At 73.9% G+C, this 21239-nt stretch carries 14 protein-coding genes and 2 tRNA genes; 6 read left to right on the top strand and 10 right to left on the bottom strand.

Features of this window, described 5'->3' with window-relative positions; all coding sequences use genetic code 11:
• Window positions 1-380: 380 nt before the first annotated feature.
• Window positions 381-2159, bottom strand: a complete 1779-nt coding sequence (locus ACLQ22_RS06720; RefSeq protein ID WP_425691494.1) for a helix-turn-helix domain-containing protein — start codon at window positions 2157-2159, stop codon at window positions 381-383.
• Between the two features lie 195 nt (window positions 2160-2354).
• Entirely contained in the window at window positions 2355-2594 is a 240-nt protein-coding gene (locus ACLQ22_RS06715; protein ID WP_091620076.1) for a DUF6458 family protein, read from the bottom strand.
• Between the two features lie 164 nt (window positions 2595-2758).
• On the opposite strand from ACLQ22_RS06715, the gene ACLQ22_RS06710 reads away from it, so the two are divergent.
• Window positions 2759-2831, top strand: a tRNA-Gly gene (locus tag ACLQ22_RS06710).
• Window positions 2832-2880: 49 nt separating this feature from the next.
• A tRNA-Val gene (locus tag ACLQ22_RS06705) sits at window positions 2881-2955 on the top strand.
• Window positions 2956-2982: 27 nt separating this feature from the next.
• On the opposite strand, the gene ACLQ22_RS06700 is transcribed toward ACLQ22_RS06705, so the two are convergent.
• Together ACLQ22_RS06700 and ACLQ22_RS06695 are read right to left on the bottom strand one after the other, a co-directional pair.
• Window positions 2983-6549: an AAA domain-containing protein gene (locus ACLQ22_RS06700; RefSeq protein ID WP_425691493.1), complete on the bottom strand. Its 3567-nt coding sequence runs from the start codon at window positions 6547-6549 to the stop codon at window positions 2983-2985.
• Window positions 6549-6923, bottom strand: coding sequence for a hypothetical protein (locus ACLQ22_RS06695; protein WP_425691492.1), 375 nt, complete (start codon window positions 6921-6923; stop codon window positions 6549-6551). Before ACLQ22_RS06695 ends, ACLQ22_RS06700 begins: the two co-directional genes overlap by 1 nt.
• Window positions 6924-7196: 273 nt before the next feature.
• On the opposite strand from ACLQ22_RS06695, the gene ACLQ22_RS06690 reads away from it, so the two are divergent.
• Complete coding sequence (locus tag ACLQ22_RS06690; protein WP_425691491.1) at window positions 7197-8198, top strand: NAD-dependent epimerase/dehydratase family protein; 1002 nt, start codon at window positions 7197-7199, stop codon at window positions 8196-8198.
• A gap of 177 nt (window positions 8199-8375) precedes the next feature.
• A complete protein-coding gene (locus ACLQ22_RS06685; protein ID WP_425691490.1) occupies window positions 8376-9329 on the top strand; it encodes a DUF6528 family protein in 954 nt (317 codons plus the stop codon).
• A gap of 34 nt (window positions 9330-9363) precedes the next feature.
• Here the strand turns inward: ACLQ22_RS06685 and ACLQ22_RS06680 are convergent, their stop codons facing one another.
• Complete coding sequence (locus tag ACLQ22_RS06680; RefSeq protein ID WP_425691489.1) at window positions 9364-10338, bottom strand: Acg family FMN-binding oxidoreductase; 975 nt, start codon at window positions 10336-10338, stop codon at window positions 9364-9366.
• Window positions 10339-10562: 224 nt separating this feature from the next.
• Between ACLQ22_RS06680 and ACLQ22_RS06675 the strand changes: the two genes are divergently transcribed.
• Entirely contained in the window at window positions 10563-11201 is a 639-nt protein-coding gene (locus tag ACLQ22_RS06675) for a response regulator (protein WP_132233210.1), read from the top strand.
• 11 nt (window positions 11202-11212) lie between these two features.
• Here ACLQ22_RS06675 and ACLQ22_RS06670 read toward each other — a convergent pair whose 3' ends face one another.
• Both ACLQ22_RS06670 and ACLQ22_RS06665 read right to left on the bottom strand, forming a co-directional pair.
• Window positions 11213-12844, bottom strand: a complete 1632-nt coding sequence (locus ACLQ22_RS06670) for a GAF domain-containing protein (RefSeq protein ID WP_425691782.1) — start codon at window positions 12842-12844, stop codon at window positions 11213-11215.
• A gap of 144 nt (window positions 12845-12988) precedes the next feature.
• Window positions 12989-13999, bottom strand: a complete 1011-nt coding sequence (locus ACLQ22_RS06665; protein WP_425691488.1) for an Acg family FMN-binding oxidoreductase — start codon at window positions 13997-13999, stop codon at window positions 12989-12991.
• Window positions 14000-14190: 191 nt separating this feature from the next.
• On the opposite strand from ACLQ22_RS06665, the gene ACLQ22_RS06660 reads away from it, so the two are divergent.
• Entirely contained in the window at window positions 14191-16533 is a 2343-nt protein-coding gene (locus ACLQ22_RS06660; protein ID WP_425691487.1) for a heavy metal translocating P-type ATPase, read from the top strand.
• A 73-nt stretch (window positions 16534-16606) separates the two neighbouring features.
• Here the strand turns inward: ACLQ22_RS06660 and ACLQ22_RS06655 are convergent, their stop codons facing one another.
• The 3 genes from ACLQ22_RS06655 to ACLQ22_RS06645 all read right to left on the bottom strand — a co-directional run bounded on the left by ACLQ22_RS06655 (window position 16607) and on the right by ACLQ22_RS06645 (window position 20888).
• Window positions 16607-17479: a universal stress protein gene (locus ACLQ22_RS06655; protein ID WP_425691486.1), complete on the bottom strand. Its 873-nt coding sequence runs from the start codon at window positions 17477-17479 to the stop codon at window positions 16607-16609.
• A 52-nt stretch (window positions 17480-17531) separates the two neighbouring features.
• Window positions 17532-19934, bottom strand: a complete 2403-nt coding sequence (locus tag ACLQ22_RS06650) for a phosphoketolase family protein (protein WP_425691485.1) — start codon at window positions 19932-19934, stop codon at window positions 17532-17534.
• Between the two features lie 96 nt (window positions 19935-20030).
• A complete protein-coding gene (locus tag ACLQ22_RS06645; RefSeq protein WP_425691484.1) occupies window positions 20031-20888 on the bottom strand; it encodes a universal stress protein in 858 nt (285 codons plus the stop codon).
• Window positions 20889-21239: the final 351 nt, after the last annotated feature.

Raw genomic sequence — 21239 nt, 5'->3', positions numbered from 1 at the left:
GGCACCCTCGGGGGTGGGGCCGGCTAGCGACGTAGGCCGGCGGTGACGTAGGCCGGAGCCCATGGCGGGGAGGATCCGCAGCCAGCGGCGGCGAAGGGCCGCCCGGCGAACCGACGGCGACCGCCCCGCCCACGGCCGTCAGGCGTGGACGGGGCGGTCGCACCTCCCCCCGGAGTGACCGGTCGGACGTGCTTCCCCGTGCCGCGCGTCCGGACGCGAGCCGGTGGGCGGCCGGCGTCCCGTACCGGCTGCACCCCCACGGTAGGAAGCCCTGCGGGCGAAGGCGAGGAGCGATCCGCACAGCGAGGGCGTCGGGGGTGCCGGGCTGCACAGCGACCGCCGCCCCGCCGCCGCCCGAGCGCGAGCGCGAGCGGGGACCCTCAGTCCGGCCGGGAGTCGATGATCCGCAGCGCGAGCCACAGCTCGTGCCGGGCGCTCGGCCCGCGCAGCAGGGAGCGTCCGAGGGCCTGCTCGGCCCGGCTCAGCCGCTTGCGTACGGCGGACACCGAGATCCCGAGCGCGGCGGCGGTGCCGGGAAGCCGGCCGTCGGCGCGGAGCCAGGCGCGTACCGTCGCCAGGCCCACGGCCGTCCCGTCGGCGCCCAGGGGCGCGACCTGGTCGTGCGCCCAGAGGCGAAGGGCCGGGGCGGCCAGCAGTCGGTCCAGGCCGTGCCACCGGACGTCCTCGTCGCCGCCGGGAGCCCCGCCGCCCAGGCCGTCGCCGCGTACCCCGCGCGGCCCGTCGTCGCGGGTTCCGCCCGGCTGGTCTTCGGGCGTTCCGCGCGGCCCGTTCCCGCGGGTTGCGCCCGGGCCGTCCCCAGGCGTTCCGCCCGGGCCGTCGCCGTCGCCGTCGCCGACCGTCCCGGCCGGACCCGCGCCGTCGCCGCCGTCGCCGTCGTCTTCGGGCGCGGTCGGGGCGAGCAGGCGCAGGGCCAGCCACGCGACCGACTGGTCGGAGACCCGGGACAGGTCCAGGGCGAGGCGGTCGCGCAGCAGCGCCAGTCGGGCCGCGAGGGTGTTGCGGTGGATCCGCAGGTGGCGGTGGGCCGCGCCGTCGAAGGCGAGCCACGAGCCGAGCGTCGCCAGCAGTTCCTGCCCGTCGGGGTCGGTGCGTCGGCCCGGCCGGTACGACAGGCACGGCGCCAGCACCGTCGAGGCCCAGTCGTTGCCCGCCGGGCCCAGCGCGGACCGCAGGTCTGCCGGGCGGTCGAAGCGGCAGTGCCCCTCCGGCCGGCTGCGGGCCACCGCGAGCGCGTGGAACGCCTGCTCGTAGCCGACGGCGGTGCGGTGCAGCGGGACCGGCTCGCTCACCCCGACCCGGGTGTCCGGCACCCGCTGACTGATCAGCCGGCCCGCCGCGCCCGCGTCGGAGCCGTGGGCGCCCGGCGCTCCGCCGTGCTGCGGAACCAGCGCGATGAGGTGCCGGGAGCGCACCGGGCAGGGCACCACCCAGGCCCGCCCGCCCAGCGCGCGGGTCACCTGCCCGGCCGCCTCGCCGCGCCGGCCGGGGGCGCACTCGACGACGCACACCCGGGCCACGTCCGGCAGGTGGGGGCGCAGCGCCGCCGCGACGCGCCGGGCCGGCGCCACGTCGCCGACCATGAGCAGGTGCAGCACCGCCTCCCGGCCGCGGCCGTCGCCGGCGGCCACCCGGCGGCGGGCCCGCTCGGAGCGGTCCAGCCGCCAGCAGAGCCCGAGGAGGCGCGCGGCGTCGGCGAGCAGGTCGCCCGGGACCGGGTCGATCGGCTCAATGGCCGCGAGCCACGGTGGCGGGTCCGTCGCACCGTCGGGATCGCAGTCCGCGCCGTCCCCGGGCTCACCGGCACCGAGGGCGACGAGGTGGACGGTGGGCGCTCCGTCGCCGCCGCGTACGGCCGCCGGGGTGCCGCGCGCGTGCAGATCGGGTACGGCGCGGGCGGCGGCGGTCAGCACGGCCGGGGCGAGTGGGTGTCGACCCGCCCGGAGGCTCAGGACCCTGCCGTCGACGCCGATCAGGGCGACCGTGGCGGCCGACCGGCGGGCCAGCTCGTCGAGGACGGCCGCTACGGGATCGGGGCCGGCGGCGAGCCGGGTCATCGCGACGACGGCCTCGGCACGCTCGGGGCGGGGGCGCGGCGGTGGCCGTCCGCGCGCCCGCGACCTGTCCGGCTCCGTCCGCATGGCAGCAGACGCTATTACCCGGTGGCAGCGGTCGCCAGCGAGCCCGTCGAGGGGCGACCCCGGGGCACCGGCCGCGCCGGGGCTGGTCGTACGGGCTGCGGTACGCGACGTGCCGGTCACCCTGCTCCGGGTGACCGGCACGACGACGGTGCGTTGCGCGACCGGTCAGCTCCGGCGGCCGCGGTGGGACCCGCGTCAGAGCGGCGGAGCGACGTCCCGGCGCTCCTCGACCCGCCGGTACTCGACCGGCTCGGTCGTGCTGACCACCTGGCGGCGGCGTCCCCAGATGAGCGTGGTCATGATGAGGCCGAGCACGCCGGCGGCCATCAGGATCCACCCGACGACGTCGAGGTTGATGCCGCCGAGGCTCGCGTCGAGCGCGAAGGTGAGGATCGCGCCGAGCGCGATCAGGAAGATGCTGGTGCCGATACCCACGACAGCCTCCTTGGTCAGGGGATGTGGTGTGCTGTCGATGGACCTCAGTACCCCGTGGTTGACCAGCGCAATCATCGCCTGGTCGGGCCGTCGGCGGGGCGGCGTGCCAGGCGATCTTGCCGTCGGGTAGAGTTTCCCCCGTCGCCGAGGAACACCGGCGGCACGCGGACGTAGCGCAGCTGGTAGCGCATCACCTTGCCAAGGTGAGGGTCGCGGGTTCGAATCCCGTCGTCCGCTCGCGATCCGCCCCTCGTGGTCCGGCCTGCCGGACCGGGCGGTCACCCCCGGGCGATTGGCGCAGTGGGAGCGCGCTTCCTTGACACGGAAGAGGTCACTGGTTCAAACCCAGTATCGCCCACCAGCTGTCCTCCCTCCCGCACGGCCTCGATCAGGCGTCGTCTCGCGCGAGATCTCCCTCGACGGCGTCGCGCAGTTCCTGCACGACCCGTTCCGGTTCGGCGAGACAGCGCCAGGCCGGTACCCGCCTGACCTCCACGGCCGCACCGATGATGTCGAGCCTGCTCAGGATTCGACGTAGCGGCCCCCCGTCCGGATCACCCTCGGGATCGTCGACCAGCACTGCCAGGCTTCTCTCGCGAAGGCTGAGCGTGAGGTCGACCGGATAACCCGGCAGCGGCGTGCCCCAACGCACTGTCAGCCCGGCGTCACGCAGGCCGGTGATCAGTCGGTCGACCGGTCGCGCGTCGACGTCGACGCCAGTGGCTGCCGGCGCGGGCGGACTGGCAAGATCGGCCAGCAGTCCGCGTTGCCCGGACCACCACGAACGGTCGCCCACGACGATCAGCTGGGACTTGGCGCGGGTGATCGCCACGTTCCACAGGTTCGTCTGCTCGACGAGCCAGCCACGAGTGCGCTCGCTGATGCCCTGAGCGCCGACCGGCGAGACGACCATGATGTCCTTCTCACTGCCCTGAAACTTGTGGATGGTCGCGCACCGCAGGTCGTTGGCGAGGCCGGCCTCCTGGAGCGCGCGGTCCAGGAACCGCTGCTGCTCGGCCAGTGGCGTCACCACGCCGATCGTGGCGTCCGGGTACTCCTTACGCAGCCGCTGCACCTCGCCCACCACGGCATGAACCTCGTCGGCGTTACGGCCGGAACCTGTGGCGCCTCGGGTGAAGTGGCCGGACACGTCCACCCAGCGGGTGGCGGACTCGGCCGGTGCGGCCAGCCGAGCCGGGTCGGTGAGAACCGTCAGCCGGTTCTGGTAGACGACCCGGTTCGGTGCGTCGATGATCTCCGGGTGGCAGCGGTAGTGCTCGTCGAGCAGGATGGTGCTTCCAGCCGCGGTCGCGAACGCCTCGTAGGCCGAGTGGTTCCGGTAGGTGAGCCGGCGGTTGGTCAGCCACTCGTGTCCGAGCCCGGTGCGGGCCTGCTCGCCCCGGTCGTCACCGTCGGAGAGCTCGACGACTGGTGTGAGCTGCCGCGGGTCGCCGATGATCAGGGCGCGTTTCGCTCGATAGAGCATCGGCAGGATGGCAGCGACGGTGCACTGGGCCGCTTCGTCGATGATCACCAGGTCGAACAGCCCCGCTCTGGGCAGCAGCCGGCGGGCCGACATCGCGGTGACCGCCCAGCCCGGTAGCGCGGCGAGAAGCTCGGCCATGTGGGTCCAGCTCCGTGCTTCCGGCTTCGCCATTTCGTCGGCTCGGTTCCGGAGCAGGGTCGTGTTGCCGACCACCCGGGCGGCGATCTGTGCACGCAGCAGCTGGTCGCTGTGCTCGGGTCTGGTGTCGTGTTGCAGAGTCCGTAGCCGCTTCCAGACTTCTTCGGTGGTGCCCGGCCGAGACCGGAGTTGTCGTTGTCGCTCGCGCCAGCACTGCTCGATGACCGCCCGTTCACCGAGGGCAGTGATCCCGTCCCGGTCGAACACCCCTCGCGACCGCAGTCGCCTGCGGTACCACCACCCGAACCATCGACTTCCCAGTGCCCGGTCGGTGAGGTCGACCAGCTTGGCCAGGAGGGAGTCGTCGATGTCGGCGAGCGAGTCGTCCCGTTCGAAGGCGAGGTCGGCGAGATCCCGTTCGAGCCGGCGACGCTGGTCGAGATCCTCGCGTAGCCGCTTGATCTCCTGTGCCACGAGTCGTAGCTCCTGGAACGGCCCGTCAGCCTCCGGCACCGGCGGTGACCATGCCTGCATCACCTCGGCGAGGTACTGCGGCTCCTGCTGCCGGTACTCCTTGTTCCCGGTACGCAACACCAGTCCCGGGCCGACCATGGCGGTGACCCGCTTGACGACCTCGTTGACGGCCTGGTTGTTGGTCGAGCCGATCAGCACGCTCTGACCGGCCGCCGTGGCGGTCGCCAGCAACGCGGTCACCAGTTGACTCTTGCCGGTGCCGGGCGGTCCCTGCGCGACAGTCAGGGGTCGGCTCATCGCCGCCCGGATGATGTCCTCCTGAGTCTCGTTGACCGAACTCAACGCCACCGTCAGGACTTCGGCATCCTGCTCATCCGTCCCGTCCACGACACCGCTCGACAACGTACCGAGTGCGGTCGATGCGATCTTCCCCGCGTTCTTGGCGATGTCCTGCAGGTCCTCGATCAGCTGTCGCTCAGGCGACTCCGCGCTGCCCGCGGCGAACAGCATGCCGGCGTTCTGCACCCGATTGACGGGCCCACGGCTGACCATCCCGACCAGATTCTCCGGGTCGAGGGCGGACACCGGCTTCAGACCGAACGTGTTCGCCACCAGATCGGCGACCTCGGCGAGGGATCTCCGCTCGCCAGGGACGAGTCGTTCAGCCACCGCCTGCCGCAGTTCGTCCGCCTCGACCGCAGCCAGCTGGAAATGGTCGATCAGAGCCGGGCTGGGCTGCGGCGGCGCCGGGTGCGCCAACCCGTCATCTCCCACGGTCAGGTCCGAGACGAGCAGGGGCGCCAGCCGTACCTGCCGGGTGCCCTTCTGCTGCAGCGCCACGACCGGGTAGCCGTACTGCAGGGAACGGCCACCGGCCTCGGCCAGCCCGGCCAGCCGCTGGCCGCGCTCCTTGAGCCGAATCGGCTCGGTGGCCGACAGCATGATCTCCCGACCTGCGGGCGCAGCGAGGTACGAATCGGTGTCCGCCAGGTTCACGAAGAACTGCAGGACGGCGGAGCGTTGCAGGCAGGCGACGTAGTAGTTGAGCAGACGACGCCACCGGTCGGTGTCGAAGGGTGCGTCCTCCGGCTCGTCTCTCCGTGTGCCCGGGCTCCGCTGTGGCCGTTCGTCCGACCCCGCAACCAGCGGGATCGGGTCGGTGACACCCTCGCTCGACTCGACCGGCTTCTCTTCCCGGCGACGTGACATCTCGGTCATCGCGTACCGGGAGAGGTCGCTCGCGGTGATCCAGCCGTCCTCCGACGTCGCTCGAGCCGCACCGCGGAGACCGGTGAGCAGGACCTCGGTGAAGACTGAGGGCCGGTCCGGGCCCTGCGCCTTGGACGCCTTCAGATGGCTGCTCGACTGGAGCATGAACGTGCCACGCTCGCGCTTGAGACGCCGGGGCTCCTGGCGTACGCCGCCGCTGAACCGGTGACGGGCGGTGAACGAGCCCGAGAAGCAACAGTCCAGAAGGACCACCTTCTGGCTGGCCTTGGTGTGGTTGAGCATGTGACGGAGGACGCCCTCGACATCGAACGCGGTGGTGTGCAGGAGAGCCGTTTCCGTGTCGATGGTGCCGAAGAAGAGGGATTGCCGGTCGTCATGTTGGATGCCGTGGCCGGAGTAGTAGAAGAGGGCCAGATCACCGGTGCGTCGAGCGCCGTAGAACTCTTCGACGACCTGCTTCATGCGCGTTACGGGCAGGTCGACGTGGGCCTCGACGCTGTCGAAGTCGCCGTCGCTGTCCAGCACGGTCCGCAACTGTTCGACGTCCTGACGGACGCCGGGCAGTGCGGTGAGCTTCGCGGCGGCGTGATAGGTCGCCGTGCCGAGCACCAGGGCATGCCGACCCATCAGCGGGAATGCTCGATCGCATCACGGACGAGGTCGATCAGCTGAGAGGTCTCCGCCTTGGTCGCCTGATCGATGGTCAGCTCGACGTCGCCGATCTTCAGGTGTGCCCTGCGACCTTGATTGCGGTTGAGGAAGCCCACCACCAGATCCACGAGTGCCTGCGCGTAGCCCGGGTCGGTGCCGGCGACCACGGCCGCGGTGGCCAGCACCAGCTCGCCGACGCCCTTGCTGTCAGGGCCGGTGGGCGCCTCGACCCGGCTCACCTCGCCGATGTCGCGCAGGTCCTCCACGAGCTCGTCGGTCAGCTGGTCGAGGACGAAGTCGTCGTCCTCCGGCAGCGGCGTGAAACTGACTTCGACGACGACCTCGGACACCCGTGCCTCCCCGTACACCCCAAGCCGAAAGCACCCGGAACGCTACGGAATGACAGCGCGGCGAGGGTGCAGGTGTCGGGTTCCCGACGGGGTCTGTGGGCGGCCCTGCCCTGTCGGGCGAGCCGGGTGCGCGGCTGTCAAAGCCGCTCCACCAGGGGTTCCCGGCATCCACCTCCGGATCCGTGCTGCCCGGTCGGGGTTTCTGCCGTGGGCAGATCCGCTGACCGTGAACACGGGGCCGGCGCGCCGCCCGCGACGGGCACAGTGGAGCGCATGAGGCTGCTGGTGCTGGGCGGGACGGGTTTCGTGGGCGGCGCGACCGTCGCCGAGGGGGCGCGGCGGGGTTGGACGGTCACCGTGTTCAACCGCGGGCTGCACGGCGCGACGCCGGAGGGCGTACGCCGGCTGCGGGGTGACCGGACCGCGCCCGACGGCCTGGCGGCGCTCGCGGACGGCGAGTGGGACCTGGTGGTCGACACCTGGGACGGCGCGCCCCGCGCGGCGCGGGACGCCGCCCGCGCGCTGGTCGACCGGGTCGACCGGTACGTCTACGTCTCCAGCGGCTCGGTCTACGCGCCGCCCGTCGCCCCAGGCGTGGGCGAGGACGCTCCGGTGGTGGACGCGGAGCCGGACGCCGACGACGGCGACTACGCGGCCAACAAGGCCGGCGCCGAGCGGGCCGTGCGGGAGGCGTTCGGCGAGCGCGCGCTGATCGCGCGGGCCGGGCTGATCCTCGGGCCGGGGGAGGACATCGGCCGGCTGCCATGGTGGCTGACGCGCATCGCGCGGGGCGGGGACGTGCTGGCGCCGGGCCCGGTCGACCTGCCGGTGCAGTACGTCGACGTGCGCGACCTGGCGGGCTGGATGCTGGACCGGGGTGCGGCGCGGTCGGCCGGGACGTTCAACCTGGTGAGCCGCCCCGGGCACGCGACGATGGGGGAGCTGCTCGACGCCTGCGTCGCGGCCACCGGCGCCGACGCCCGGCTGCGCTGGACCGACCCGGAGCCGATCCTGGCCGCCGGCGTGCAGCCGTGGAACGACCTGCCGATCTGGATCCCGGCCGGGCACGAGTACCGCTGGATGCAGGAGCGCGGCGTCGAGCGCGCGTACGCGGCCGGGCTGATCTGCCGCCCGGTGACCGAGACGGTCGCCGACACCTGGGCGTGGCTGCGACAGGTCGGCACCGTCCCGCCCCGGGCGGGCCGACCGCAGCGCGCCCCCGTCGGGCTCGACCCCGACCGGGAGGCGGCGCTGCTCTCCGCGGTGGACTGCTGAAGCGGCCCCAACACGCAAGGAAGGCCCGCCCCCTGACGCCCGTCGCCCATCCGACGCAACCACTGCCAGTCCGTCATCTAGCGCATATGTTCGAACACCATGAGTCGTGGTGCGGGCCGGTGTTCCGTCGGCCGCACCCGTCAACACCCCCGACGGGGCTCGTCAAGGGAAGGGTGCATGGCGATGATGCGATCGGCAGACAGGACGCGACGGCGGTGGCGCGCGATCGGCGCAACCCTCGGCGCGGCGACGGTGGGCATGGTGGGAGTGCTGGTCGCGCCGACCGGCGCGCAGGCTGCCAGCGACCGGGTCGCGGTGGTCGACCAGCGGTACGGGGTGAGGATCTTCAGCGCCGGCGCCAGCCGGTGGACGGCGGGTTCGGCCCAGTGGTCGTGGAAGCGACCCGCCGGTAGTGGCTGGAAGAACCTTTCCGACGTCAAGTTCCGCAAGCAGGGCTCGCGGTACGTGGTCCTGGTGGCCGCTTCGGGCGGCCGGGCCGGGATCGTCGACTACGCCACCCGCAAGGTGCGGTACCAGGTCACGCCGGGCGGCAACCCGCACGCCATCGAGTTGCTGCCCAACGGCGCTGTCGTGGTCGCCTCCTCCGACCCCGGCAAGCTCACCCTCTACGGCAAGGGCCGGACCAGCCCGGCCGCCACGAAGGCGTTCGCCAAGGCGCACGCCGTCTACTGGGACAGCGCCATCAAGCGCCTCTGGGCCGCCGGCGGCACCCGGCTGTGCAGCTACAAGGTGAGCGGCGCGGCCACCGCTCCTAAACTCACCGACGCCGCCTGCCGGAAGGTCACCGGGAACGTGCATGACCTGTCACCGGTCTACGGCACCTCCGCCAACCTGTGGATGAGCAACACCAGCCACGTTTACCGGTATGACATCAACCGCAACCGATTCCAGCGGGCACCCGGGTACATCGACACAAGCAAGATTAAGAGTGTCGGCAACCACTCAGGCGGGCTGGTCTTCACCACCAAGGTCAGCGGCGCGAACGGCGACGGCACCTACGGCAACGGCAACGTCTGGCTGTACCGGCTGGACGGTTCCTACGTCGGCAACCGCTACCTCGCCGGGGCGGCGATCTACAAGGCCCGGCCGGTGGTCTGGAGCTACCGGTAGTCACGCCCCTGGGCTGGTGGCGGGCGTGTGTTGTTCAGACTTGGGAAACGGGCAGATCGAGCACCTCGGCCACGTCCCGGCGGGGGGTCGGCCAGCCCGGTTGGCCGTAGCCGACGCGCAGCACCATCTGCGGCGTGCCGAACCGCCCCAGCGACAGCCGCAGCTGATCGCGCGCCGACGGCACCTCGATCGGCTGGGACAGCATCGACGCCGCCAGCCCCGAGTCCGTCGCGGTCAGCAGCACCCGCTGCAGCGCCTGCCCGGCGACGACCTGGTCGACGGCCGTGTTGCCGGGCGAGCCGAGCACCGCCACGAGCGGCTCCGGCTCGAAGTCCCGCCCCGGGGCCCGGTCCAGGCCGCCGAAGCCCCGCGAGGGCAGCAGGTCCTGCGGCTCGCCCTGCGGGCCGCCGGACGCGGCCGGAATGCCGTCCGGGGCGGGCGTGGTGCGTACCCACTCCTGGCGCTCGGCCCGGTACTCGGGGCTGCGCTCCAGCACCCGGTGGGCGCTGCGGGCGATCTCGCCGAACGCGTTCACCGCGCTGACGCCGACCACCAGTTCCAGCCAGCACTGCTCGGCGCGGGCGGCCTCGGTGAGGCGCCAGCGGGCGTCGGCGGGCACCGGGTCGGGCCAGAACGGCGCGCGGTTGCTGAACCGGCGGGGGATGGCCGCGTGCAGGGCCTGCTCGGCGGGGGTGGGGCGGCGCGGCACGTCCGGCACCAGCCGGGCCACCACGTCCGGCTCGGCCGGGTGGGGGCGCAGCCGCACCGTCGCCGGGGTGCCGGCCACGGCCAGGGCGAGCCGCAGGTTGAACAGCGCCGCCCCGCAGGCGATCCGCACGCCCCAGCCGGTGGGGTCGGTGGCCGGCAGCCGCCGGTCCGGGTCGACCAGCACCTCGATGCCGCCGTCGCGCAGCCGGAACCGCCACGGCTGGGTGTTGTGCAGCGACGGCGCGCGTACGGCGTAGGTGGCGGCGGCCCGTAGCTGCTCGACGGTGAAGCCGGTCTCCATGGTCGTGCTCCTTCCGTGGCAGTCGTGCGCCGGCGAGTGGTACGTGTCCACGGTGCGTCACCGGAGCGTGGCCCGGGCAGGGCCGGACGTCCCGATCCCACGGGCCCGACCGACCCGCCGCCGGCCGGGGACTCCGGCGCGGGTGGCGTGGGTCGGGGCAGGTGATGCCGGTTCGGGACCTTCGACCCGTGCGGGAAGGGGTCGGCAGCGGGTAGAAACGAGGAATGATCCGCGTGTTCCTGCTCGACGACCACGAGGTCGTCCGTCGTGGCCTGGCCGACCTGCTGGAGAGCAGCGGGGACATCGAGGTGGTCGGCGAGTCCGGTCTCGCCCAGGAGGCGGCCCGGCGTATCCCGGCCCTGCGGCCGGACGTGGCGATCCTCGACGCGCGGCTGCCCGACGGCAACGGCATCGACGTGTGCCGCGACGTGCGGGCCGTGGACTCCTCGATCAAGGGTCTGATCCTGACCTCGTACGAGGACGACGAGGCGCTCTTCGCGGCGATCATGGCCGGCGCGTCCGGTTACGTGCTGAAGCAGATCCGCGGCACCGACCTCGTCGACGCGGTGCGGCGGGTGGCGGCCGGGCAGTCGCTGCTCGACCCGGCGATCACCACCCGGGTGCTGGAGCGCATCCGCAGCGGCGTCGAGCAGCCGCGCGAGCTGAAGTCACTGACCGAGCAGGAGCGGCGGATCCTGGAGTACGTGGCCGAGGGCCTGACCAACCGGGAGATCGCCGGGAAGATGTTCCTGGCCGAGAAGACCGTGAAGAACTACGTCTCCAGCGTGCTGGCCAAGCTGGGCCTGGAGCGGCGCACCCAGGCGGCCGTCCTCGCCACGCGCCTGCTCGGCAAGTCCCACTGACGGCTGCGGGCTCAGTCGCGTAGCGGCACCGACCAGCACACCTCGGTGCCCCGGGGCTCCGCCCGGCGTACCTCGAACTCGCCGCCGTGGCGCTCGGCGCGCTCGCGCAGGTTGACCAGGCCGCCCCGCGCGGCGGCCGGGTCGCAGCCCACCCCGTCGTCGGTGACGGTCACGGTCACCCGGCCGGCGTCGGCGCGCACCGCCACCGCCACGCGGTCGGCCCGCGCGTGCCGTACGGCGTTGGAGAGCGCCTCGCGCAGCACGGCGGTGAGGTCGGGGCGGACCGCGTCGGGGACGGCGCTGTCGATCGGCCCGGTCAGCTCCAGGCGGGGCCGGTGGCCCAGCGACTCCGCGGCCACCTCGATCGCCTCCCGGATCTCGGTGCGCAGCGCCGCGCTCATCGGGGTGCGCAGCTCGAAGATGGTGCGGCGGATGTCCTTGATCGTGGCGTCCAGGTCGTCGACCGCCGCGTTGATCCGGCGGGCGACCTCCGGCTTCGTCGTCATCGGGGCGGCGCTCTGCAACTGCAGGCCGGTGGCGAAGAGGCGCTGGATGACCACGTCGTGCAGGTCCCGGGCGATGCGCTCGCGGTCCTCCAGGACCACCAGCAGCTCCCGTTCCTCCTGCCCGCGGGCCCGCTCCAGGGCCAGCGCGGCCTGGCCGGCGAAGCTGCCCAGCAGGGCCATGTCGTCGTCGTTGGCGACGGGCGCCCGGTCGGCCCGGTGCGCGATCACCAGCACCCCGTGCAGGGTGTCGGCGGTGGCCAGCGGCGCGACCATCGCCGGGCCGGTGCGCAGCAGCGCGGGCCAGGGCGCGGCGTGGGCCAGGTCCGCCACCTGGTCGTGCCGGCCCTCGATGACGGCGGCGGCGAAGCTTGTCTCGGCCGCCGGCAGCGCGGTGCCGACGAGGGCGCCGGCCTGCTCGTCGGCCCCGTCCACCACCTCGACGGTGAACTTCTCGGCGTCGGGGTCGTAGAGCAGCACGAGGGCGACCTCCGCCTCGGCGACCTCGCGGGCGCGCCGCGCCACGAGCGTCAGGGCGTCGGTGCGGCGCACCTCGCCCAGCAGCACGGTGGTGATCTCGGCGGTCGCCGCGAGCCAGCGTTCGCGGCGGTGGGCCAGCGCGTAGAGGCGGGCGTTCTCGATCGCCACGCCGGCGGCGGCGGCGAGCGCGACGACGATCTCCTCGTCGTCCTCGGTGAACTCCGCGCCGCCCTGCTTCTCGGCCAGGTAGAGGTTGCCGAAGACATGGTCGCGGATGCGCACGGGAACGCCGAGGAAGCTGTGCATCGGCGGGTGGTGCGGCGGGAACCCGTAGGACTTCGGATGCCGGGTGATGTCGGGCATCCGCAGCGGGCGGGGGTCGTCGATGAGCAGGCCGAGCACGCCCCGCCCGTGGGGCAGGTCACCGATCCTGGCGTGCAGCTCCGCGTCGATGCCGTAGGTGATGAAGTCGTGCAGCAGGCGGTCGTGGCCGATCACGCCGAGCGCGCCGTAGCGGGCGCCGACCAGCTCGCAGGCCGACTCCACGATGCGTTGCAGGGTGCTGCGCAGGTCCAGGTCGGTGCCGATGCCGACCACCGCGTCGAGCAGGGCACGCAGCCGCTCCCGGCTGGTCACCACCTCGCCGACCCGGTCCAGCATCTCCTGGAGCAGCTCGTCGAGCCGTACCCGGGACAGCGGGCTGAGCCCCAGCGAGGGGGTCACGTGCGCTTCGGGGCGGGGGTTCGGTTCGCTGGCGGCCACCGGGCGATGGTAGCCCCGCCCGGTGGCCGTGTCCCGGCTGCGCTACGCGCCGGTGGAGCGCACCGCCGAGGTGTCGACCACCTGCGTGGCCTCCAGGCGCGGGGTGTGCGGCGGGCCGGCGTGTGCCGGGTCCGCGAGCCCCAGCCGGATCACGAGGTACGGGTAGCCGAGGCCGGCCAGCAGCCCGCGCAGCGTCTGCCGGGTGCCCGCGACCTCCACCACCCCGCTCAGCGGCACCACGGAGATCCCGAGCCGGGTCGCGGTCAGCCAGGCGGCCGAGAGCGCCTCGCCTGCGCGCAGCCAGCTGTCCGGCTCGTCCTCGTCGCCGTAGAGCACCCCGTACACGGCGGCCCGGTCGTGCCCGGGGCCGACCGGCAGGGTGCCGGGGCGGCCGAAGTCGCGCGCAGGCACGGTGGTCTGCGGCGCCTCCGCGGGCAGCACCTCCGGCGGCAGGCCGGTGCCGGTGCCGCTGCGGCTGGTCCAGTACTCCAGCTCCTCGCGCAGCTGCGAGTCCTCCGCCTCGACCGAGGCGGCGCGGCTGGCGACAGCGGCCAGCTCCAGGACGTTGTCGCGGTCGAGGAACTGGAGCTGGCAGCCCTCGGCGGCGACCGCCGAGGCGATCTCCCCGAGAGCGGCGGTCGGCACGGGCTCGTCGCTGACCGGGCGCCGGTCGGTGTGCCGCACCTGCATGCACTGCACCAGGCGCATGGCCTCCGGGTCGGCCTCCGCGCGGGCCATTCCGGTCAGCCGGGCCAGCAGGTCCTCGTCGGCCGGGTCGGGCATCCGCTCCACCACGGCCGTCCAGCCCTCCGCGGTCAGCGCGACCCGCGCGTGGTGCAGCGCCGCCCCGCAGCTGTACGCCAGCAGCCGGCCCTCCGGGTCGGTGGCCGTGAGCCGGGGATCGCGGACCACCCGCAGCTCCAGCGCGTCCGGCAGCACCCGCCACCGCCACGGTTGGCTGTTGTGCACCGACGGGGCGTGCCCGGCAGTCGCGGCGGCCTCCGCGAGTGCGGTGGTCAGCGGACGGCCCGTCGCCGGCGTCTCGTGGCTCATCGTTACGACCTTTCCGTTTCTCCCCATCGTGCCCCAGCCCGGCGGTGCCCCGGGCGGGGTTGCCGCTCCATCCTGCGCCATGCCCCCGTGCCGACGCACGGTACGCAGGTCCCCGCGCGGCAGGACATCTCGCCCCTGCCGGTTCGCGCGGACGCCCTCCCGGGCGCGGTGGACGCTGGGACGATCCGCAGGTGGGAACGGAACCGCGGGAGTGCGTGCCGGAGCAGCCGGTACGGCGGGACCGGTCGCGCCTGCTGCTCTGGGCGCCCCTGGCCGGGGTGACGGTGCTGGTGCTGGCCGGGGCGGCGCTGTGGCTCGCCGACCGCCGGGACGCGGCCGACGTGGTGTGGGCGTCCGCCACCGTGGCCGCCCTGGCGCCCGCCGCCTGGTCGGTGCTGCGGCAGCTGTGGCGCCGGCAGTTCGGGGTGGACGTGATAGCCGTACTGGCCCTGGTCGGCGCGCTGGTCGTCCGGGAGTACCTGGCCGGGGCGGTGATCGCGGTGATGCTGGCCACCGGGCGGGCGCTGGAGGCGTACGCCCAGGGGCGGGCGACCCGCGACCTGCGTACGCTGCTCGCCCGCGCCCCCCGCACCGCCCGGCGGCGCGCCCCGGGCGGGGGCGTCGAGGAGGTGCCGCTGGACCGGGTGGCGGCGGGGGACCGGCTGCTGGTCGGCCCGGGTGACGTGGTGCCGGTCGACGGGCAGGTCGATGAGCCGGTGACCCTCGACGAGTCCGTGGTGACGGGCGAGTCCCGGCTGGTGCGGCGCGCGGCCGGCGAGCAGGTGGCCAGCGGCGTGGTCAACGCCGGCGCCGGCTTCTCGATGCGCGCGACGCGCGACGCGGCGGGGAGCACGTACGCGGGGATCGTCCGGCTGGCCGAGGAGGCGACCGCCCACAAGGCGCCGATGGTGCGCCTCGCCGACCGGTACGCCGCCGCGTTCGTGCCGTTCACCCTGGTCCTGGCGGGACTGGGCTGGCTGCTCTCCGGCGAGTTCGTCCGGGCGGTGGCCGTGCTGGTGGTCGCCACCCCGTGCCCGCTGCTGCTGGCCACCCCCGTCGCGATCGTGTCCGGGCTGTCGCGTACCGCCCGGCGCGGGGTGCTGGTCCGCGACGGCGGCTCGCTGGAACTGCTCGGCCGGGCCGGCACCCTGCTGGTCGACAAGACCGGCACGCTGACGGCGGGCCGCCCCCGCGCCGCCGAGGTCGTGGCCGCCCCCGACGGCGACCGCGACGACGTGCTGCGTCTGGCCGCCTCGGTGGAGCAGCTCTCCCCGCACGTGCTGGCCCGCGCGCTGGTGGCGCAGGCGCGCGAGCGGGGCCTGCCGCTGACCGAGCCGGCGGGCGTGACCGAGGAGCCGGGCCGGGGCGTACGGGGGTCGGTCGACGGGCGGCAGGTCCGGGTCGGTCAGCTCGACGGCGACCTGCCCGACTGGGCGGGGCGGGCCCGGTCCCGGGCCGAGCTGGCCGGCCGCTCGGTGGTCTGGGTCAGCGGCGAGCGGGGCCCGCTCGGGGCGATCCTGCTGGAGGACCCGGTACGCCCCGACGCCCGCCGCACCGTGCGCCGGCTGCGCGAGGCGGGGCTGCGGCGCATCGTGATGGTGACCGGGGACCGGCCCGACGTCGCCGCCCAGGTCGCGCGGGTGGTCGGCGTGGACGACGTGGTGGCCCGGTGCTCGCCGGGGGAGAAGGCGACCCGCGTACGCGAGGAGGCGCACCGGGCGGTCACCGTGATGGTCGGCGACGGGGTCAATGACGCCCCCGCCCTCGCCGAGGCGCACGTCGGCGTGGCCATGGGCGCCACCGGGGCGACCGCCTCGGCCGACGTCGCCGACGCGGTGCTCACCGTCGACCGGCTCGACCGGATCGCCGACGCGGTCGAGATCGCCCGGTACGCCCGCCGGATCGCGGTGCAGAGCGCCACCGTCGGGATGGGCCTCGCGGTGCTGGCGATGCTGGCCGCCGCCCTCGGCCGGCTGCCCCCGGTCGCCGGCGCCTTCCTCCAGGAGGGCATCGACGTGCTGGTGATCCTCAACGCGTTGCGCGCCCTCGGGGGCGGGCTGCGCCGGCGCGACGTGCCGCCGGGCACCCGCGAACTGCTCGACCGGTACGCGGCAGAACACGGCGGCGTCCGCGACGTGCTTGCCGCCCTGCGGGACACCGCCGACCTGGTCGCCACCGCACCGGACGCGCCGCAGTGCCTGCCGGCGCTGCGCGGGACGCACCGCAGGCTGACCGGGGAGGTGCTGCCGCACGAGGCGGCCGAGGAGCGCCAGCTCTACCCGGCGCTGGCCGACCCGCTGGGCAGCGCCGAGGCGACCTCGACGATGAGCCGCGCCCACGTGGAGATCCGGCGGCTGGTGGAGCGGCTCGGCGCCCACCTCGCGCAGGCCGGCGACGGCCCGCTACGCCGGGACCAGCTCACCGACCTGCTCGCCACCCTCTACGGCCTGGAGGCGATCCTGCGGCTGCACCTCGCCCAGGAGGAGGAGGACTACTTCTCGCTCAGCCCGGCCGAACCGGCCGAGACCCGGTGAGCACGGCCGAGGGCGACCCGTGACGGAGGGACCCCGCGCGCCGCAACGCGACGGCGGGGTCCCCCTGAGTTCCTCAGCGTTCCCGGACCACCGCCACCGGGCACTGCGCGTGCTGGATGAGCTGCTGGCTGACCGAACCGAGCAGCATCCCCTTCAGGCCGCCCCGGCCCCGGGTGCCGACCACCACCAGACACGCGTCGCGGCTGGCGTCGACCAGCAGGGACGCCGGGCGGCCCTCCGTCACCTCCACGCTGACCGGCACGTCGGGGAACGTCGCGCCCCACCGGGCCAGCGGCTCGTCCAGCTCGGCCCGGTCGGCCGCCGTGGCCTCCCGCGCGTCAGGACCCGCCGGCGGGCGCTGGCCGGCCGGCGGGTGCCAGGCCCGCACCACGTGCAGGGGTACCCGTCGGGCGGCGGCCTGCTCGAACGCGAAGCCCAGCGCCAGCAGCGAACACTCGGAACCGTCCACGCCGACCGCCACGTGCCCGGTGCGCCCACCGGCGGCGGCCTCGCCGCGGACGACCACGACCGGGCAGTGCGCGTGGGCGGTGACCGCGACCGCGGTCGAACCGACGAGCAATCCGCCGAACCCGCCGTGCCCCCGGGTGCCCAGCACCAGCAGGTCCGCCTGCGCCGAGCGTTCCTGGAGCATCAGCGCGGACGGCCCGTCGAACACCTCGCCCGTGACGGTCAGCTCCGGATGCGCGGCGGACGCGTCCGCCGCCGCCTTGCGGACCAGCTCCTCGACCTGCCGGCGGGCCGTGTCGTCCGGCCAGATGCCGGGAGCGACGCCGGGGCCGATCCAGCCGGTCACCGTGAGCCACTCGAAGACGTACGCCAACCGCACCGGCCGCCCGCTGCGGCCGGCCTCCTCCAGCGCCCACTCCAGCGCGGCGGTGGCGTCGGCGGAGCCGTCGTAGCCGACCAGGATCTCGTTGCCGCTCATCGGGTCCACCTTTCGTTCACGACCGCCGGACAACCGAACTCACTCCTCGCGCTCACTGGTCCCCCCGTAGTCCCGGGTCCGTCTCGCGGACCCAGCGCCACTCCGCGACCCGCGGGTCGTCCTCGCCGTGTTCGCGGGTGTAGTCACGGCAGGACTGCCGCGCGTCGACCATCTCCTGCCGCAGGTGGGCGGCCCGGTCGGCCAGCCCCGGCACCCGGTCGATCACGTCGATGACCAGGTGGAAGCGGTCCAGGTCGTTGAGCATCACCATGTCGAACGGCGTGGTGGTGGTGCCCTCCTCCTTGTAGCCGCGCACGTGCAGGTTGGCGTGGTTGGTGCGGCGGTAGGTGAGCCGGTGGATCAGCCACGGATAGCCGTGGTACGCGAAGATGACCTGCCTGTCCCGCGTGAAGATGGTGTCGAACTCCTTGTCCGACAGCCCGTGCGGGTGCTCGGTCGGCGGCTGGAGCCGCATCAGGTCGACCACGTTGACGACCCGCACCTTCAGCTCCGGCAGGTGCCGGTGCAGCAGGTCCGCGGCGGCCAGCGTCTCCAGGGTCGGCACGTCCCCGGCACAGGCCAGCACCACGTCCGGCTCGCTTCCGGCGTCCGTGCTGGCCCAGTCCCAGATCCCGATGCCGCGCCGGCAGTGCTGGACGGCCTCGTCCATCGACAGCCAGTTCGGGGCGGGCTGCTTGCCGGCCACCACCACGTTGATGTAGTGCCGGCTGCGCAGGCAGTGGTCCATGGTGGAGAGCAGGGTGTTGGCGTCCGGCGGCAGGTAGACGCGTACCACCTCGGCCTTCTTGTTCATCACGTGGTCGATGAAGCCCGGGTCCTGGTGGGAGAAGCCGTTGTGGTCCTGCCGCCACACGTGGCTGGAGAGCAGGTAGTTCAGCGAAGCCACCGGCTCGCGCCACGGGATGCCCCGGGTCACCTTCAGCCACTTCGCGTGCTGGTTCAGCATGGAGTCGACGATGTGGATGAACGCCTCGTAGCTGGTGAAGATGCCGTGCCGGCCGGTCAGCAGGTAGCCCTCCAGCCAGCCCTGGCAGAGGTGCTCGGAGAGGACCTCCATCACCCGCCCGTCGGGGGAGAGGTGGTCGTCGCCGGGCACGGTGCCGGCCATCCAGGCCCGGCCGGTGACCTCGAACGCCGCGCCGAGCCGGTTCGAGGCGACCTCGTCCGGGCCGAAGAGGCGGAACGTCTGCGGGTTGGCGGTGATCACGTCGCGTACCCACGGGCCGAGGGCACCGGTCGCACCGGCCACGGTCTCGCCCGGCCGCTGCACGTCGACGGCGTACTCGCGGAAGTCCGGCAGCGCCAGGTCACGCAGCACCAGCCCGCCGTTGGTGACCGGGTTGGCGCTCATCCGCCGCTCGCCGCGGGGCGGCAGCTCGGCCAGCTCGGCGACCGGTGCGCCGGTGGCGTCGAAGAGCTCCTCCGGCCGGTAGCTGCGCAGCCAGCGCTCCAGCTCGGCCAGGTGCTCCGGGTTCTTGCGTACCTCGGACAGCGGCACCTGGTGCGCGCGGTAGGTGCCCTCGACCTGCTTGCCGTCGACGTCGCGCGGCCCGGTCCAGCCCTTCGGCGTACGCAGGACGATCATCGGCCAACGGGGGCGCTCGACGGCGCCGCCCGAGCGGGCCCGCCGCTGGATGGCGGCGATCTCGTCCAGCGCCCGGTCCAGCGTGCCGGCGAGGGCCTGGTGCACCGTCGCCGGGTCGTCGCCGGCGACCACGTACGGCTCGTAGCCGAAGCCGCGCATCATGGCCAGGAGGTCGTCCTCGTCGATCCGGTCCAGCACCGTCGGGTTGGCGATCTTGTAACCGTTGAGGTGCAGGATCGGCAGCACCGCCCCGTCCCGGGCCGGGTTCAGGAAGACGTTGGACAGCCAGCTCCCGGCCAGCGGGCCGGTCTCCGCCTCCCCGTCGCCGATGACGCAGGCCACCAGCAGGTCGGGGTTGTCGAACGCCGCGCCGTAGGCGTGGCTGAGCGCGTACCCCAGCTCGCCGCCCTCGTGGATCGAACCCGGCACCTCCGCCGCCACATGGCTGGGGATGCCGCCGGGGAAGGAGAACTGGCGGAACAGCCGTGCCATGCCGGCCTCGTCGCGGCCGATGTGGTGGTACACCTCGCTCCAGGTGCCCTCCAGCCAAGTGTTGGCGACGATCGCCGGGCCGCCGTGACCGGGGCCGGTGACGAACAGGGCCGACAGGTCACGGGCGACGATGACCCGGTTGAGGTGGGCGTAGAGCAGGTTCAGGCCGGGGCTGGTGCCCCAGTGGCCGAGCAGGCGCGGCTTGACGTGCTCGGGGGCCAGCGGCTCGCGCAGCAGCGGGTTGTCCAGCAGGTAGATCTGCCCGACGGTCAGGTAGTTCGCCGCCCGCCAGTAGGCGTCCAGCCGGCGCAGCTCGTCTTCGGTCAGGGGGCTGTGCAGGTCGAGAGCGGTGTCCATACTGCATGAGCCTCTCGCGGGTAGGGGAATCCTGCATCCTCAGCGCGCGGATTCGTCCGGGCCGGCCTCAGCATCGCCGGTCGGCGTCGGTGTGGATCAGGGCCGTTGGTCCTGTGGACGCTGGGCGTTGCGCCCGTCCCCCGGAATCCCCGTCAGCCCGCGCACGACGATCAGCGGTGCGGGGGAGTGGTAGAGCAGCGCCTGACTCACCGCGCCGAGCATGCCGCGCCACGGCTCGTCGCCCCGGGCGGCGACCAGCGCCACCTGCGCCGAGCGGGACTGCTCCACCAGGACGGTGCCGGGGTCGCCCCGGATCGTGTGGCACTCCGCGGCCACCGACGGGAACCGGCGCGCCGACCGCGCCACCAACCCGGCGAGCAGCTCGGGATCCTCCCCGCCCTCCTCCGACTCGACGACGCGGACCGCCAACAGCCGCGCCTCCCGCCGGGCCGCGCACTCGAACGCCCACTCCAGCGCGTCCCGCGAGCTGTCGGAGCCGTCCACGCCGACCAGCACCGGCCCCTGCGGGGGCGGCTCCCGGCGGGCCACCAGCACCGGGCAGCCGGCGCGGGCGGCGAGCTGCACCGCCGGCGCGTCGACCGACACGCACTCACCGCTGGTCGCCATGCCGCCGTCCCCGACGGCGAGCAGGAACGCCTGCTCCGACCGGCGGACCAGGGTGGCGACGAGGGCGCCCTCGACGATCTCGCCGCCGACCGGCAGCGCCGGCTCGACCTCGTGGGCGATCTCGGTGGCCCGGGAGATCAGCTCCTCGGCGTCCGCGCGCGGTCCTGCGATCGACGGCGCCTTCAGCGCGGCCGCCCAGTTGAACGCGTGCAGCAGGCACAGCGGACGGCCGTGCGCGGCGGCCTCCTGCGCGGCAAGCCTGACCATCGGCAGGTTGCGCTCCGTGCCGAGCCCGACCAGCACCGCCGCGTCGGTGGCTGCGCCCATCCGAATCACCTCCGCAGGCGTCGCGCCCGGCCCTCCTGTCGAGGCTAGTCCCGCGGGTACCACGGTGGGGCGGGATCGCGGGCGACGGTGGGTTCTGGCCGGGTGTCCTGCGGAGGTCCGGCCGGTGTTCGGGGTGTGGCGTCGGGGGGTCGGGTCGTCGGGTGTGGTGGGCGTCGTGCCCTGAATTACGCCTTTTGTGGGGCGCCACAACTGCATGATCGACGCCCGCCTGCCCGCCTGCCCGGGTGCTCGCCTGCCCGGGTGCTCGGGTGCTCGGGTGCTCGGGTGCTCGGGAGATCTTGGTAGGTAAGCGCCCTTTGGGGGGCCGTTACCTACCAAGATCTCGGACGT

It is taken from the genome of Micromonospora sp. DT178, assembly GCF_049841695.1.
Taxonomy (GTDB): domain Bacteria; phylum Actinomycetota; class Actinomycetes; order Mycobacteriales; family Micromonosporaceae; genus Micromonospora.
This window is presented reverse-complemented; position numbering and strand designations above follow the sequence as displayed.

Bases quoted from the DNA above. Each gene is read 5' to 3' on its own strand.
- ACLQ22_RS06645 (WP_425691484.1), bottom strand. From the start codon at position 20,888: ATGGGCGCAGCCACCGACGCGGCGGTGCTGGTCGGGCTCGGCACGGAG.
- ACLQ22_RS06675 (WP_132233210.1), top strand. From the start codon at position 10,563: ATGATCCGCGTGTTCCTGCTCGACGACCACGAGGTCGTCCGTCGTGGC.
- ACLQ22_RS06650 (WP_425691485.1), bottom strand. From the start codon at position 19,934: ATGGACACCGCTCTCGACCTGCACAGCCCCCTGACCGAAGACGAGCTG.
- ACLQ22_RS06680 (WP_425691489.1), bottom strand. From the start codon at position 10,338: ATGGAGACCGGCTTCACCGTCGAGCAGCTACGGGCCGCCGCCACCTAC.
- ACLQ22_RS06690 (WP_425691491.1), top strand. From the start codon at position 7,197: ATGAGGCTGCTGGTGCTGGGCGGGACGGGTTTCGTGGGCGGCGCGACC.
- ACLQ22_RS06670 (WP_425691782.1), bottom strand. From the start codon at position 12,844: ATGCTGGACCGGGTCGGCGAGGTGGTGACCAGCCGGGAGCGGCTGCGT.
- ACLQ22_RS06685 (WP_425691490.1), top strand. From the start codon at position 8,376: ATGGCGATGATGCGATCGGCAGACAGGACGCGACGGCGGTGGCGCGCG.
- ACLQ22_RS06655 (WP_425691486.1), bottom strand. From the start codon at position 17,479: ATGAGCGGCAACGAGATCCTGGTCGGCTACGACGGCTCCGCCGACGCC.
- ACLQ22_RS06700 (WP_425691493.1), bottom strand. From the start codon at position 6,549: ATGGGTCGGCATGCCCTGGTGCTCGGCACGGCGACCTATCACGCCGCC.
- ACLQ22_RS06665 (WP_425691488.1), bottom strand. From the start codon at position 13,999: ATGAGCCACGAGACGCCGGCGACGGGCCGTCCGCTGACCACCGCACTC.
- ACLQ22_RS06720 (WP_425691494.1), bottom strand. From the start codon at position 2,159: ATGCGGACGGAGCCGGACAGGTCGCGGGCGCGCGGACGGCCACCGCCG.